Below are 15634 nucleotides of genomic sequence, written 5' to 3' on the forward strand. Positions count from 1 at the left end.
ATAGCGGCCGTTTTTATTTACACTGTAAGTGTTTTATTGCTCCAGCAAGTGACGACATTTAAACAGCTGCTTTTCTACTTCCGGTATGGAGAAGCGCGGATTGTTATTGCCGAAGTTGGTTTGCACGTAATTGAGGATGTTAGTGATCTGCCCTTTGTTGAGTTGTTCGAAACCAGGCATGCCCTGGTTGTAGTTTTTGCCATTCACGACAATGTTTCCCTTCTGGCCATGTTGGATGATGCAGGCCAGCTCGTCGCGGTGGTTTTCGAGGTAGTCGGCGCCTGCCAGCGGCGGAATCAGGTTGCGGAGTCCGCTGCCGTCTTCCATGTGGCAGTTGGCGCAATACTGGGTATAGAGCTGCTGTCCTTCGTTTTGCTTATCGGTATAGAAGCACTGGGTCAGGGTGAGCAGGGCAGCTAGACCGGCAGCATAAGCCAGAAATTTAGTTTTTATCAGCATCCTTCTTCTTTTTCTTTTTAGGCAGGAGGGCAGGTATGTCACGGATCAGGCGGTCAACCTGGGCTGGATCGGTGCCGTCGTAGATGCCGCGCACGTGGCGGTTCTGGTCCACAAGCACAAATGCGCCGCTGTGCACAAATCCGCCGGGCTCCTCTTCATCTTCCATCGCCGATACCATGTACTGCATGGCAATGCTATAGATGCTGTCTTTCTCGCCGGTTACAAAATGCCACTTGTCACTGTTCACCTGTAGGCGGTCGGCGTAGTCACGTAGCACGGCCACTGTATCGTGTTTCGGGTCAATTGTATGGGAGAGGAGCATCACCTGCGGCTCGTTCTCAAAAGCCTCGTAGATGCGCAGCATCTGGCTCTTCATCTTAGGACAGATGGTCGGGCAGGTGGTAAAGAAAAAGTCGGTGACGTATACCTTGTCCTGCACGGTGAGGCTGGTGACCACCTGGCTGTCCTGGTTGATAAAAGCGAAGTCAGGTATGCGATGGTACACGGTGTCGGTTACCTGCTGGCCATCAACTTCACGTTGCACCAGCTCACGCTCACCTAAGTAGGGGAGTTCGCTGTTTTCAGACGTGCTCTGGGAGCAAGCCTGCCAGCCTAGCGCCGAAAGGCCAAGTAGCAGTGCTGAAAAAAGGGTGCTCAGTTTATTTCTTTCCATAAGTTGCATAGGTTTCTTGTGCATGGGTGATGGTGCTGTCCATCAGTGATTTTACCCTTTCCATTTTCTGGTGCTCTTCGTTCAGGTATAGCATGGCCTGCTGGTGTGCCAACGTATCGGGTGCTTTGTATTGCCGCATCCACTCCATCATGGCTTCATCGGCATCGTTCAGTTCTTGTATACGACGCGTAAGCAGGCTAATAGTGGCAGTGTCGGCAGACTGCGCCTGCAGGGTGTCACGCAGGCTGGTGAGGTTGCGTCGCAGGCGGTAGATCTTGCCCATGTCGGCCATCGCTTCGTCGTGCAGGTCCATCACCTCTGTCTCCAGTGCTTGCTGGCTGTGTCGTTCATTTGCACCGCCCTGGCAGGCGATCAAGGTGAGGGGAAGGCTCAGGTATAGCAGCCACTTTTTCATGGTTCAGCTGACAAGTTTTAGTATAAAAACGAATATACCTGCAAAGGTATAGGATATGGTAGAATAAAGGAGGTATCCAGCGCATAAGTTTAATCTGAGGGGAGAGGCAGGCCAGCCATAAAAAAGCCCGGCACAGCGGCCAGGCCTTGGTTTGACATACAAATGTTCTGCTTACACAGGTAAAGCCAACTCCGAGTGCAGGGCTTGTGCTACCTGGTTGTACTGTCCTTCGGAGATACGGCTTCGCAAAAATTTCATCACATCCTGAAACGCATAGTGGGCATGCTCCAGTGTCGGGAAATCAGCCATGTCGGCAAAGGCATCTTTGGAGCGGATAAACTCCAGCCACTCTTCTTCATGGCGAATACGCACGGGCTCTTCCCGCAGGGTAAAGCCATCAAAGTATATACCTTTCCAGACGATGGGCAGTTGAGCCGCCAGGTGGATGGCCTCGCCGGCAGGTATACGGTCGCGGATGGCATGGAGTACCGCCCTGAATATGCGGGCTGCCTTTAGCTCGTCCTCTATACCCAGGTAGTGGCAGAGCTCGTGCAACCATGTTTTGGCTTCCTTCTGATAATTCTCAAAGTTCATGGACATGTTTACCTCCTTTTTTTATGGTTAAACATCATTTGCTCTGTTATTTACAACGAAACAACCAAAGGAGGGTTATCACTTAAGGGGGAGGGTGCTTCTATACCTGGTAGCAGGCCTGAAACACTGGTGAACCCTCCGGGAAATCGACAATTCCACTACCATTTTTTAAATACAAAGAACACGGCCAGCAGGATGAAGATAAAGCCTACGATGTAATTCCACTTAACCTCTTCTTTCAGGTATAGCACAGAAAAGCCCACAAATACGACCAGTGTGATCACTTCCTGTATGGTTTTGAGCTGGAAAGCTGTGAACTGTCCATGGCCGATCCGGTTAGCTGGTACCTGAAATACGTACTCAAAAAAGGCAATGAACCAGCTCACCAGAATAACTTTCCAGAGCACAGTGTCTTTGAACTTCAGGTGACCATACCAGGCGAAGGTCATGAAGATATTAGAGATAAGAAGAAGGATGATCGTTTTCATAGCCGAAATTTAACACAAGGCGCATACAAGATGGCAGAAATTTTAAGCAACCTTAACAATGCCGCGGCAGTATGACCGTTTAGTAAACGATGCAATGCCTGACTGAGCTATGAAAAAAACCGGATCGGTCCTCAGCCGATCCTAAGGGCAAAGTAGACCAAACGCGAGTGAGATCACTTGTGCTAGTTTGCCAATATATTTTGCATTCGACTTAATCAAAAAGACTGCCTTCACAAGAGGTGGTCTTTTTGTGTTTTCAGGGTTTAAGTATTTGTAAAACAGGCACTAATGCTACTGATATTTTGTTTAAAACAAGGCATGCTTCGGGCTTATACCTAAAGGGATCACAGGTATACAGCAATCAGTGAAAAGTACTGTTCCGAAAAGCATAGATAAAACGAAATAAATTGGTAATTTTACCTATTCAATCTACCCAGATACACACATGAGTGACGTAGAAGAAAAACAATTGCATAACAATTATTCAGCAGATAGTATTCAGGTACTGGAAGGACTTGAGGCCGTGCGCAAGCGTCCTGCCATGTACATCGGTGACATTGGCATCAAAGGCCTGCACCACCTGGTGTGGGAAGTAGTGGACAACTCCATTGACGAGGCCTTGGCCGGTCATTGCGATACGATCAATGTAACCATCAACACAAACAATTCCATCACCGTGTCGGACAACGGCCGCGGTATACCTACCGACTTCCACCAGAAAGAAGGCCGCTCGGCCCTGGAAGTGGTGATGACGGTACTGCACGCTGGTGGTAAGTTCGATAAAGACACATACAAAGTATCCGGTGGTCTGCACGGTGTAGGTGTATCCTGTGTGAACGCACTTTCAACCGATTTGCACGTAACAGTACACCGCAACGGGAAGATATTTGAGCAGCACTACAACATTGGGGTGCCCGCTTACCCGGTACGCGAGATCGGTACGACTGACAAAACAGGTACAACCGTAACGTTCCAGCCTGATGCGTCTATCTTCACAACCACGGAGTACAAGTATGATACCATTGCCAGCCGTCTGCGTGAGCTTTCTTTCCTGAACAAGGGCATCCGCATTAACCTGACGGACCTGCGTGATACTGGCGAAGACGGGGAGCCGTTGAACGACTCTTTCTTCTCGGAAGGCGGTCTGAAAGAATTTGTGGCTTACCTGGACGAGACACGTGAAAACCTCATTCCGGAGCCAATCCATATCGAGAGCGAGAAAAACGGGGTGCCTGTAGAGATTGCCTTGCAATACAACACGTCGTATACCGAGAACATCTTCTCGTATGTGAACAACATCAACACCATAGAAGGTGGTACCCACGTAGGTGGTTTCCGCCGTGCCCTTACCCGTACTTTGAAGGCCTACGCCGACAAGTCAGGTATGCTGGACAAGGTGAAGATCGAGATTGCCGGTGATGACTTCCGCGAAGGCCTGACAGCCGTTATTTCTGTGAAAGTAGCAGAGCCTCAGTTTGAAGGGCAGACCAAAACCAAATTGGGTAACTCCGATGTGGGTGGTGCCGTGGACACAGCGGTAGGCGAGATGCTGAACCAGTTTCTGGAGGAAAACCCGAAAGAAGCCCGCATCATTGTGCAGAAGGTAATCCTGGCGGCGCAGGCCCGTAACGCAGCCCGTAAGGCCCGCGAGATGGTGCAGCGCAAGAATGTGCTCTCCAGCACCAGCTTGCCAGGTAAACTGGCTGACTGCTCTGACAATAACCCGGAAAACTGCGAAATCTACCTGGTGGAAGGTGACTCAGCGGGTGGATCTGCCAAGCAGGGCCGTAACCGTATGTTCCAGGCCATCCTGCCGCTTCGTGGTAAGATCCTGAACGTGGAAAAAGCGCAGGAGCACCGCATCTACGAAAACGAAGAGATCAAGAACATGATCACCGCCCTGGGCGTGAGCTTCGGAACGTCAGAAGGTGAGAAAGCCCTGAACATGGAGAAGCTTCGCTACCACCGCATCATCATCATGACGGATGCGGACGTGGACGGATCGCACATCCGAACCCTGATCCTGACTTTCTTCTTCCGTTACATGAAGGAGCTGATCGAGAATGGCTATATCTACATCGCACTTCCTCCGCTATACCTGGTGAAGAAAGGTAAAGAAGAGCGCTACTGCTGGAGTGAGCAGGACCGCTTGGATGCGATTGCTGAACTAGGCAAAGGCAGAGAAGAAAGCGTAGGCGTGCAGCGTTACAAAGGTCTTGGTGAGATGAACCCGGAGCAGCTTTGGAACACGACCATGGACCCGGAAACCCGCAGCTTGAAGCGTGTAACGATTGAGTCAGCTGCTGAGGCCGACCACCTGTTCTCGATGCTGATGGGCGACGAGGTAGGTCCTCGCCGTGACTTCATCGAGCGCAACGCCAAGTATGCCCGTGTAGACGTGTAATTTTATTAGACCTATAGTTTAGAGCGGCTGCTTTCGTAAGAAGGCAGCCGCTTTTTTTATGTGAGTACTGCAAGACTGGCTGATTTTAGAGGCTGCTATACCTGAGGGCACGATGCTCTTTGTAAAACTGCCACGCGATCAAAAGTAACAATAGAAACCCCCAGCAGCCTGCCAGTAGCCAGGTGCTGACATCACTTGAAGTCGATGTAGAGGTGCTGAATAATGTTCTGGAGGATTCGTAGGCGATGTTGGCACCCCAGTGTATACCGAAAGCAAGCCAGAGCGATTTGGTGATGATAACAGCATAGGCCAGCACCAGGCCCAGTAACAAAAGATAAGTTAGTACCGCAGCGCCATCACCCAGCCGCCAAATGTGATTCAGTACATAGATCAGAGCGGAAAGGAGTACCCAGTAAATCGGTTTCATATACTTTTCTAAATGGGCATACAGATAACCGCGTGTCAAAATATCTTCAGCAATAGAAGGAATTGCCGTCATCAGGAGCAGCATGGGAAGCTGGCCTGTAAATGTTGCAAGAGAAGTGCTTGCTACAACATGTTCATACCCCAGAAAAATGGAGAGGTAAAACGACAATGCGAAAAATATCAGACCAAGCAGTAATCCCATCAAGAGCTGGCTTAGCCATTTAGATTTCAGACTTAAGCCATAGCCACCAAGTCCCTGCCAGCCTTGTGCTCTTGCCAGGAAAAAAGCAGCTACTAAAAATCCAAATTTGAAAATAGCCATTATCCAAAAAGAAGAGAAGAACTCCGGGAAGTGATAAATGGCAAAAAGGAGCAGAAAGCCTGCTATGAATGAGAGTAGACTACGTGTAAGCATAGCTTGGCATGAGAGCCATTAGAAGCTCTCGCGCCACAATAATAATTTAAATTATAAGTACTTACAATGTCTTGTGCGGGTAAAATTTGTGTACAAATCACTGCTTGTTATGCCCTCAGTTATTACATGCGCACAGAACAATTGTTACTTTTTCACCACCTCACTCAGCTTCTCAAATACCTTCTCCATCTTCTCAAGCACGGCTTGCTGATTCCCTAATGAGTAGTCCTGCTGCAAATCGTTGGGATGGCGGTAGCTCAGGTGTACCTGGCCCTTCTCGTCTTCCCATACCAACAGGCGCAGGGGTAGGTCCAGACCAGTGCGCTGATCAGCTTGTATGAGGTTGGTGCCTACCAGTGGATTACCGAAAATAAGCACATGCGTAGGCCGAAGCGCCATTCCCTTGTCAGCGGCGGCCTTGGCATGGTCCACTTCCGCCACGAGGTTGATACCCATACCTTCAATTGCAATTCGCAGCTTGCTCAGTGTTTCCGCCATACCATAGGCGCTGGGTTTTGTGATCAGCTTTCCGGTTTGAGATGGCTGTGCTATACCTGCACAAGCCGTGCAGATTAGCATGAGAATGGCTAAAGTGAGGTGCTTCATATATTAAAATCTAAACCCGACGCGGGCATCCAGAAAATCCGCCACATGGCGATGGGCCTTCAGGTTGACGCCATAGAACATGCGTCCTCCTGTGTGGTACTCCAGCCCCCAGCGCTGGTAAACCGGATCGCGTGCTTTGTAAGGGGAGTAAACGTATACCCCAAGCTGCTGATTGAACCGAAACCGACCGATGCGCAACTCGTGCCCAACCAGCAAAGCGCCGCGTTGAAAGTCACGTTCGTCTTCCTCGTCCTGCAGGTATTGCCGTAAGGTATAGTCGGCTATCCACTCAGCCCCGCCAGTCAGGGCACTGATGCGGCCAATGGGCTGGCTCACATAAGCTGCTATACCTAACAGCGGCAATTTGCGGGAAGGCTCGTCGCGACGATCTTTGCCAGTGCCAAACACGGCCACCAGAAAGTTACGCTCCTGCTGCTCCTGCATCCCTTCTGCCAATTGCCTTTCAGGGAAAGCCGCAGACCGCAACGCATAATTAAGGCCCAGGGTGGCTGATGGGAAGTTGATGCCTTTGTTTGGCTGCCGGAGTCCTCCATTTGAGATGTGTTTATAAGTGCCGCCGGCTCGCAGCATCCAGCGCTCACTTAGCCGGTAGTTGCCCAACAGGTTGATCTCGAGGGGAAAGCTGACCCGGGTGCTGTAAAAGAGATTATCGGGGTTTGTGTCAGGGTCATAGATGTTGTCCATGTATGCCAGGCCGGCCCCGAATCGGAATGACAGACTAAAACGCCGGTGCGCCGAAAGGAAAGGTTCCACATACAGCAGCAAGGTATAGGCGCTGCCCAGAACATCCGGATTATCGAAGTTGTAATAGGCCAATGCTGCACCCAGCCTGGGATAACCCTGTACATACTGCCAGGCACGTTCGTTAGTAAAATGCAAACTCACATCCGCCTCTATACCCCAAGGGTTGGAGCCGGAAATATCCCGTATTTCGCGTGAGTGCGGTATGATGAAGCCGGTATGTCCCGTCAGACCAATGTTGATCGCAGCCCGTGCAGAATCACTTTGCCAGGCAGCACTAGCTGACGAAGGCGCACAGAGAAGCGACATGATCAAAGTCATGCAGGTAAACAGGCCGATATGGAAGCGTTTAGCACCAGTCATCCTTTATGCGTCATCCGGGGAACCTCATCGCACCTTTAAGTCCTCCATGGGCCAGTCCGCCAGCTTGGCCCCTGCCTGGTAGGCGCTCTCCAAAAAGTCAAGCAGGGCCTGGCGTGGGTTTTCTTCACTGCGCAGGTTATCATAAGGAAGCAGTGCCATCGGACTACCATTGGAATCAACCCAGCTAGCGCCTTTAGGCAAGAGGGGCTCCTGGTCTAAGCCTGCCGGTGAAGGGTAGGTATAAGAGTAAAAAGCCGGAAAGGGCACTTTGTCATCTCCCGGCCAGAAGCCAAAACTAATCACTTCATGCGAGTATGCATTTCTCTCTACCAGGCTAGCCTCCTCCCGCACGGGTAGTTTTTTGCCTGAAAAGCGGGTAACAGTCAAATCAATGTGGTGCCAGTAGAACTGTACCGGACAGGTTTTGCCATAAAAGCGACCACTGAACTCTTTCATGATCTCGTCGGCAGCCGTGAGCACCCGCCAGTAGGCATTCACCTGATTAGGGTCATAGGTAGCATGGGTATGATCCTCTGCAAAGGGGATGTTGCTCTTGTTATCATATGGTTTGGCAAGAATATCTACCTTAACGCCCAGCACGTCCAGCGATTTCATGACTGCGGTGTAAAACTCCGAAACGCTTAAGCCATCCTGTAGCTTTATCTCCTCCATAGCACCGGTGCTCGTTTTAATGCGAAGCTGATGATCTATGAAGTCGAAGTCTATTTCAAAGGTATAGAACTTGTAAGGTATAGGCCCTGTCGTAAGTCCGCGGGAATTAACGTAAAGGGTAACATGCCACCAATGATTAAGCGGAGGCATCAAGGTCAGGCGTATTTTGCCTACGATCTGCAAGTAGAGGTGCAGTGTATCCTTGGTTGCTTCCCAATCTGCTAATGGGAGTGGTGGCAGCTCAAAATCGCTGGTATCCAGTATGAGGTTCTTTTGCATGGCCTTTATCAATTGATTCTGTTTTATACCTGACGTACACAGATTGGTTCTGATATTTTGGTGATGTTCAGGTATATCCGCAGGCCTTTTTGGGAACAGCCAGTGTTTTTGCAAAACATTTGTGCAAGCTTTCGTCAAAAGGCATGAGAAATTCGCTTACAAAATTTATATTAGCAGTTGGGCATACTTTATGTAAAGCCCGTATACCTGCGTCAGTCCCGGAGCCTAGTTCTCCTGCTCGACATTAGGCTTCTTTTAACATCTGAAAACATGCTGATCAATAAGGTTTCTGACCAGATAAAGCGAAGTAAATACATTAGCCGCGACCTGAGCTGGCTGCGCTTCAACTACCGTGTGCTTGACCAGGCCCGCGATACCAGCCGCACGATATTCGACCGGCTCAAGTTTATGGCCATCACGGCTTCCAACCTCGACGAGTTCTTTATGATCCGGGTAGGCAGCTTGTACAATTACATCGACTACGGCAAAGAGCGACTGGACTATTCCGGTCTGCGCGAAATGCCTTTCCGCAAAAAACTGCTGGACTATGCTCACCGTTTCGTTAACGACCAGTACCTCACGTTCAATAACGAGCTGACCGAGCTGTTCGAAAAGAGCGGATTTGATATACTGAAAGTAGGCGACCTGACTGAGATCGAACAAAAGAAGGTAGACAGCTACTTCAAGAACACGATCTATCCGCTGCTCACACCCATGGTATTCGACAATTACCATGGCTTTCCGCTGCTCATGAACCAGCTGCTGACCTTTGGTGTGGTTACCCGCACTACGGAGGAGCAGAAGGCGCAGGACCGCGTAACCTTTGTACAGATACCCCAGAACCTGGCCCGTTTTTACGAGATCAACCGCAAAGACAAACTCATATTTGTCCCAATTGAGGAGATCATTCGCTGGAAGATCAAAAAGCTGTTCCGCAACGTGGAGATCGTATCGGTGAACCTCTTCCGCATTACCCGAAACGGTGACTTCACCCTGGAAGAGTCGGACGACATAGAGGCGGACTTTGTACAAGAGATCAAGTCAAAGCTCAAGACACGTAAGAAAGGTCGCGTGGTGCGCCTGGAGATTGAGCGTAATCCTTCTCAGTTTATGATGAAAGTGCTGAAGGAGCGCTGGATTATCGATAATGCCAACGTGTTCACGATCACGAGCATGATCGACCTGCGTGGCCTGTGGCAGATCATCAATCACCGGCAGTTCAAAGACAAAGGTTTCAAGCAGCCAGCCCCTGTGATCCCGCTGAGTTTGCCAGCTGAGTCAGTGGATATGTTTGAGTACCTGAAAGAGCATGATGTGCTGTTGCACCACCCTTACAACAACATGGAACCTGTGGTACAGCTGTTGGAGCGTGCCGCCGAAGATCCTTATGTGCTGGGAATAAAGCAGACGATCTACCGCCTGGCTGACCAATCACGCGTGACGGCTGCTCTCCTGAAAGCAGCTGAGAACGGCAAGCACGTTTCAGTATTGTTTGAGGTGAAAGCACGTTTTGATGAAGAACGCAACCTGCGGGAAGGGGAGCGTTTGGAGAAAGCTGGCTGCTTTGTAATCTATGGCATCAGCAAGTACAAGACGCACACCAAAATGCTCATGATCATCCGAAAGGAAGGGGAGAAGGTAACGCGTTACATCCACATCGGCAGCGGTAATTACAATGAGCAAACTGCCCGACTTTACACCGACGTGAGTTTGCTGACCACTAACGAGGTATATGCGCACGACGTGTCAGAATTTTTCAATGTAATCACCGGCCACTCCAGGCCAAACGAATATAAGTACCTGCTTACCTCACCGAAGGCGATGCGCCAGCAATTGATTGAGCTCATTCGTCATGAAGCCCGCAATGCCAAGAAAGGACTGAAAAGTGGCATCGTGATCAAGATCAACTCGCTGGAAGATAAAGAAGTGATTGACGAGTTTTACAAAGCTTCCAAGGCCGGAGTCCCGATCAAATTGATTGTGCGTGGCATCTGCTGTCTGCGTCCAGGCCGTGAGGACCTGAGCGAGAATATCTCTGTGAAGTCGATCGTTGGTGAGTACCTGGAGCACAGCCGCATCTACTACTTCCACAATAACGGAGACTCGAAGGTATACGGTGGCAGTGCCGATATCATGGTGCGCAGCTTTGATCGCCGCATCGAGGCGCTCTTCCTGATCGCAAATGAAGAGTTGAAAAAAGAAGCGATTAACGTTCTGTACTATAACCTACTCGACAACCAGAACTCCTACATCATGCGCGAAGACGGCACCTACGCCCGCAAACGCCCAAGTGCGAATGAGGAGATCATAGACGTGCACAAGCTGTTCTATAAGAAAGTGTTTGAAGAAGCAACGCAGGAAGTGGAGTTAGTGTAAGTATAACCCACCCCCAGCCCTCCCCTTTTAAACAGGGCCCCTACCCCCAAAACAGGGGAGGGAGCCCTGGGGACGATTGTCTCCTCTGCCTTTTGTTTGAGTGTTTATCTAGGGCCCTTTCCCCAAGATTAACAGGCTTTTCATGCACGATTGTCATCCCCCTGCCCGCTTCTTTGTCGAGGGCCCCTACCCCCAAGGGGGACTATTCTGTAGTTCCCAATTCACAGGTATAAGCCTTGTAATTAAACTCACTTGACACTGGCAAGTATAGCAAGACTAACTTGCCCCTTGAGCTATGAAACAGATCACCTTAGCCAGGTGCACCCTTTGGCGCTCCACTGTTGGGGGTGAAGGGGTCCCCCTGTCAAGAGTGTTCAGCGAGTGGGGGTAGGGGCCCTCGATTTGGAGCGTCTTAATTTTTTTGTCTACTTTTTTCATCAAGGAAAAAAGTAGGGCCCGCCCGGCCAGGGCAAGCTACAAAGTAACACAGGTTGCTATACCTGTAAAGCGCTTGCAACGCTAGTAGACCTCTGCGGCCAGAGGCCCCTCTATAGCAGTCACGAGCGAGGACGCTCGCGCCATATTATATGATTGGTATAGCCCTGCCGGCAAGGCAAAAACTACCTGCTAATCTGACTTATCACAAAACGCTCCTGATGATGCTGTTCATAAAGGGCATGGATCATTCCGTCCTTCAGGCCAACGGCAGGCACCAGCATACTCTCCAGCTTCGCCCACTTCATGGCAGACAGGTATATCTCGGCGGCAGGAAGGATAACGTCGGCACGGTCGGGGTTAAGGAGGAGCTCTGTAATACGCTGCTCCATGCTCATGGCCGCTATACGTTGGGTGATTTCTTCGATTTGCTTACGGAAGACGGGTTTCCCCACTGCCTTACCTGACATATCGAAGATCTTGTTAATGTTACCGCCCGTACCGATGGCGCGGGTAAGGTGATATTTCTTGGCGTTCTCTTCAATCCAGAGCCGCATATTGTTCCAGAGTTCCTGGGAGTCTACGCCGTGCATGTGACGGATGGAGCCTTGCTCAAAGGATTGAGAAGCCATTTTTTCGCGATTCACATAGATGTTGAATTCCGTGCTGCCACCCCCCACGTCAATGTGCAGATAATTGCGTTCATCCAGGAAATTGATGATTACCTTGTTGATCAGGTCAGCTTCCGCTACCCCGTCGATTACCTGTATACCCATGCCGATAGCCTGGTGCACACGTTCCAAAATTTCAGGTGCGTTTTCGGATGTACGCATAGCCGAGGTAGCACACACCATGAAGTGATCCACGTCATGCACATCGAGTAGCAGCTGAAAAGCATGAAGAAGCTTGATGAACTTCTGAATTTTGTGTTCGCTGATATAGCCGGTATTGAACACATCCTCACCGAATCGGATGGCGTAGCGGATGTATTCTACTCGTTTAAAAATGACGTTCCCATTCTGGTTCAAAACATTGGAGATCTGGCATCTCACGGCGTTCGAACCGATATCAATAGCAGCTAACTTCAAAAATTATCCGGTTAAGAGCGTACAACATGCTTTACTAACCCAAATATAGGTATAAATGCTGTACGCAGAAAGCCCCTGCGCTACCAAAATCACTTGGCAAGTAATGGCAATTTTATTCAGCTGACTGCACCCACCCAAGTCTGCCGTCTGGTTGCCTCACCATGTCAAACTGCCCGTTAACAGCTACCACTGGTATAGCGGCTCCTGCCGGTAGACTGTCCATTTGCGCAGCTTCAGGATGTGCGTCATCGAGTAGCGGACGCTCCTGTGCGAGTTTCTTAACCGTGATCGGTTTAGCTATACCCTCTACGAGTGAACTGATGACATAGGCCTCAGACTGATCTGGCAAGCGGACACGGTACCAGTTATTGGCGGCACCCATAACCTGTAGCGGGGTGTGCTGCCGGAGTGAATTGTGCACCGCTGCTCTGGTTGAGGGCTCCGTTCGCACGTTAGCCATTTTGGATGACACCCGTACCCAGTTGCCAATGTGCGTAGCATCTACTTTTACAGTAGGGATTGGTGTGGCAGATTGATGCACATAAGGGTAGGGGTTCGTAGCCCCACGGCCATAGCGGTATATCCCAAAGTGCAGGTGCGGGCCGGTTCCCTTGGCATTGCCTGTGTTGCCAACCAGCCCCAATGTATCGCCCACGCTGACACGCTGACCGGCTGTTACCAACTGCTGATCCAGGTGCGCATAATACAGGTTCTGACCTCGATTCATATCCGACAACCAGATCACCTTGCCACCACGGGGTGTTTCGTTCACACGCGACACTACTCCATCTACTGAGGCGATCACGGGTGTGCCACGTGGTGCAAATATGTCAATGCCTTCGTGGCTACGTGCTCCCGCATCACGAGGGTCACCCCATATGCTGGCGATGTTTCGGCTCGACTTGCCAGGTATAGGAAATGCCAAAGTAGGCTGTGCTTCTATCGTAATGGTGTAAGTGCCGCCACGCAGCAACTCGGGTTGAACCCGAAGCAGGTGCGCCATATCTTCGTCTATCACATAGGTCAGCGTAGTGGCTGCTGTATCAGCATAGGCTACTCGCTTCGGTGCAGTTGAGGGATCGGCGCTGGCTTCAAAGAGGTCCATGAATACCTGCATGGTTTGGCGGGCTTTCATCTCCAGACTCACCACCAGTTTTTCGCCGCGTTTTGCCTCTATTCTGTAACCGAGCGCCCGGGGTTGGTCAGCTGGAAAATAACCTGTTTCCTTAAATGGAAGTGTCACGGGCGTAGGTATTTGCAAGGCAGTTTGTCCGGCCTGAAGCCAATCTTGCCCCACGGCAGTTTGATCAAGTTTAGCGCTTTTCAGCGAAGAGACATAGGCCTCATAAGGTGTCTCTTTTTTGAATACGCCACGCAGCGTTTCCCGGCTTCCGCAACTCGAGAGGAAGAGGATAATCAGTATAAAATATAAGAAAGGAGAATAGCTTATCGGCCGTCTGTTCATACTCGTTTTTGTTTCCAGATTACAGATGTGTACTCCTTTCTATACAAATATGATACCTGCTTTGATTCCTTTGGCTTGATATTGAATGATTTGCAAGCAATGTTGGACCTTTTAAGCAAATCCGAACAGTGCATGGGCAGGCACGTAAAAACAAATGTACCAATGAGATTGGATTGTGAGAACGAACGTGAGAAAGAAAAGCATAAAAGAGCGGTGGCGTAACCGCAAAAAGAAAATGGGCAAACGCCTGTTGCCCCTTTTTGCGCCACTCATACTATCACCCTCCGCATCGCTGGGCGCTGGCAAGTATGTGTCAGTTGATGCAAAAGCGAAGACGAATATAACAGCCTTATCTGTCATGCGCTTTGAGCAAGTATCATTCGACCTGTATACCCAGATGAACCTGAGCGCGGTGGACCTGAATTATGATGTGTTTAATAACGCCTTGATGGGTTATTATGGCATGTATAATGAAGGGCGTCTGTCAGACAAAGGCGTCTTGACCATTGTGGACTTCACCAAGCCCTCCAACGAGAAAAGGCTTTGGGTGCTCGACCTCAACAACCGGGAGGTGCTGCATAACACCTATGTGGCCCATGGCCGCAATTCCGGAGAAGTGACGGCGCAGGTGTTTTCGAACGAGCACAAGTCTTTTATGAGCAGTGTCGGCTTTTATGTGACGGATGATATATACTATGGAAAACACGGCAAGTCACTGCGACTCGATGGCCTGGACGAAGGGCACAATTCTAACGCCCGCGAACGTGCCGTCGTGATGCACGGTGCAGAGTATGCGACTGAAGATTTTATGAACAAATACGGCAGACTCGGCCGCAGTCTGGGTTGTCCGGCCGTGCCGCTTGGAGAGCATGAGAGCATCATTGATGCTGTAAAAGGCAAAACAGCCCTATACATTCACTCAGGTGATATGCAGTATACTTCCCATTACCTGGACAATGCCAATGCCGTGGCAGGATATATGGCCAGTACGCAGCCTACCCAGCTTCCGCCAGCGGAGTTTTCCATTTAATACCACAGCCTATACCTGGCTTTTGGTCGGCACTTACCGGCTCACCGGCCAGTAGATTATCCAGCGCCTGGCGCAGGTCCCGTCCTGTTACAGGCGCTTCGCTTTTAGGCCGGGCGTCGTCAAACTGCCCATGGTAGGCCAGGCGCATGTTACGGTCAAACACGTAAAACTCTGGTGTACACACGGCCTGGTAGGTACGGGCAACCTGCTGTGTCTGGTCATACAGATAGGGAAAAGTAAAGCCTGCCTCTTTAGCCAGTTCCTGCATTTGCTGCGGACCATCCTGCGGATAATTTGCTACATCATTAGAACTGATGCCGACAAAGCTCACACCTTTTTGTTGATAGTCGCTGGCTACGTCCACCAGCTCATCGAGAATGTGCTGCACATAGGGGCAGTGGTTGCAGATGAACATGATCACTGTGGCTTTCGTGGAGACCACGTCTTCTAAACAGATAAGTTTATCAGAGACCGTGTCGAGCAGGGCAAAGTTGGGTGCTACAGTGCCCAGTGGTAATGCTGTGGAAGCTAATGGCATAATGCTGTAGATTAGGTGAGAGAATCTTTCCGGCTATACCTGAAAGCTGAATCAATGTAAGATTTTTGTAGGAATTAAAAAAGAAAAGAGGTGCTTATTACGCTACAGTTCTTTGCAGCGTAACAAGCACCTCTTTTCAGGTTTTT

The 15634-nt window shown here is 50.1% G+C and carries 15 protein-coding genes; 3 read left to right on the forward strand and 12 right to left on the reverse strand.

Features of this window, described 5'->3' with window-relative positions; genetic code table 11:
• Positions 1-33 precede the first annotated feature (33 nt).
• The 5 genes from AC5FX6_RS00205 to AC5FX6_RS00225 form a co-directional block, all read right to left on the reverse strand.
• On the reverse strand, positions 34-459 hold the full coding sequence (locus tag AC5FX6_RS00205; protein WP_493595009.1) for a c-type cytochrome: 426 nt from the start codon (positions 457-459) through the stop codon (positions 34-36).
• Positions 443-1132 (reverse strand): SCO family protein, encoded by a 690-nt coding sequence (locus AC5FX6_RS00210; RefSeq protein WP_493595010.1) that lies wholly within the window; start codon positions 1130-1132, stop codon positions 443-445. The genes AC5FX6_RS00205 and AC5FX6_RS00210 overlap by 17 nt, the downstream gene beginning before the upstream one ends.
• Complete coding sequence (locus AC5FX6_RS00215; protein ID WP_493595011.1) at positions 1119-1547, reverse strand: hypothetical protein; 429 nt, start codon at positions 1545-1547, stop codon at positions 1119-1121. The genes AC5FX6_RS00210 and AC5FX6_RS00215 overlap by 14 nt, the downstream gene beginning before the upstream one ends.
• 171 nt (positions 1548-1718) lie before the next feature.
• A complete protein-coding gene (locus AC5FX6_RS00220) occupies positions 1719-2147 on the reverse strand; it encodes a DUF2267 domain-containing protein (protein ID WP_493595012.1) in 429 nt (142 codons plus the stop codon).
• A gap of 152 nt (positions 2148-2299) precedes the next feature.
• Positions 2300-2629 carry a DMT family protein gene (locus AC5FX6_RS00225; RefSeq protein WP_493595013.1) on the reverse strand — a complete coding sequence of 110 codons (330 nt, stop codon included), beginning with the start codon at positions 2627-2629 and terminating at the stop codon, positions 2300-2302.
• A gap of 445 nt (positions 2630-3074) precedes the next feature.
• Between AC5FX6_RS00225 and gyrB the strand changes: the two genes are divergently transcribed.
• Positions 3075-5033 (forward strand): DNA topoisomerase (ATP-hydrolyzing) subunit B, encoded by a 1959-nt coding sequence (gene gyrB, locus AC5FX6_RS00230; protein WP_493595014.1) that lies wholly within the window; start codon positions 3075-3077, stop codon positions 5031-5033.
• Positions 5034-5118: 85 nt separating this feature from the next.
• Here the strand turns inward: gyrB and AC5FX6_RS00235 are convergent, their stop codons facing one another.
• The 4 genes from AC5FX6_RS00235 to AC5FX6_RS00250 all read right to left on the reverse strand — a co-directional run bounded on the left by AC5FX6_RS00235 (position 5119) and on the right by AC5FX6_RS00250 (position 8556).
• Complete coding sequence (locus AC5FX6_RS00235) at positions 5119-5874, reverse strand: CPBP family intramembrane glutamic endopeptidase (RefSeq protein WP_493595015.1); 756 nt, start codon at positions 5872-5874, stop codon at positions 5119-5121.
• Positions 5875-6018: 144 nt separating this feature from the next.
• Positions 6019-6480: a DUF302 domain-containing protein gene (locus AC5FX6_RS00240; RefSeq protein ID WP_493595016.1), complete on the reverse strand. Its 462-nt coding sequence runs from the start codon at positions 6478-6480 to the stop codon at positions 6019-6021.
• 3 nt (positions 6481-6483) lie between these two features.
• Positions 6484-7605 carry an acyloxyacyl hydrolase gene (locus tag AC5FX6_RS00245; protein WP_493595017.1) on the reverse strand — a complete coding sequence of 374 codons (1122 nt, stop codon included), beginning with the start codon at positions 7603-7605 and terminating at the stop codon, positions 6484-6486.
• Positions 7606-7629: 24 nt separating this feature from the next.
• Positions 7630-8556 (reverse strand): DUF5996 family protein, encoded by a 927-nt coding sequence (locus AC5FX6_RS00250; RefSeq protein WP_493595018.1) that lies wholly within the window; start codon positions 8554-8556, stop codon positions 7630-7632.
• 270 nt (positions 8557-8826) lie between these two features.
• Between AC5FX6_RS00250 and ppk1 the strand changes: the two genes are divergently transcribed.
• Positions 8827-10932, forward strand: a complete 2106-nt coding sequence (gene ppk1, locus AC5FX6_RS00255; protein WP_493595019.1) for a polyphosphate kinase 1 — start codon at positions 8827-8829, stop codon at positions 10930-10932.
• Positions 10933-11552: 620 nt separating this feature from the next.
• On the opposite strand, the gene AC5FX6_RS00260 is transcribed toward ppk1, so the two are convergent.
• On the reverse strand, positions 11553-12455 hold the full coding sequence (locus tag AC5FX6_RS00260) for a Ppx/GppA phosphatase family protein (protein WP_493595020.1): 903 nt from the start codon (positions 12453-12455) through the stop codon (positions 11553-11555).
• A 112-nt stretch (positions 12456-12567) separates the two neighbouring features.
• The gene (locus AC5FX6_RS00265; protein WP_493595021.1) at positions 12568-13920 is read right to left on the reverse strand and encodes a peptidoglycan DD-metalloendopeptidase family protein; all 1353 of its coding nucleotides are present in this window, start codon (positions 13918-13920) and stop codon (positions 12568-12570) included.
• 187 nt (positions 13921-14107) lie between these two features.
• On the opposite strand from AC5FX6_RS00265, the gene AC5FX6_RS00270 reads away from it, so the two are divergent.
• Positions 14108-14950 (forward strand): murein L,D-transpeptidase catalytic domain family protein, encoded by an 843-nt coding sequence (locus AC5FX6_RS00270; RefSeq protein WP_493595022.1) that lies wholly within the window; start codon positions 14108-14110, stop codon positions 14948-14950.
• On the opposite strand, the gene AC5FX6_RS00275 is transcribed toward AC5FX6_RS00270, so the two are convergent.
• Positions 14916-15488 carry a thioredoxin family protein gene (locus AC5FX6_RS00275; RefSeq protein WP_493595023.1) on the reverse strand — a complete coding sequence of 191 codons (573 nt, stop codon included), beginning with the start codon at positions 15486-15488 and terminating at the stop codon, positions 14916-14918. The genes AC5FX6_RS00270 and AC5FX6_RS00275 overlap by 35 nt on opposite strands.
• Positions 15489-15634: the final 146 nt, after the last annotated feature.

Source organism: Pontibacter sp. LHS2 (assembly GCF_058932845.1).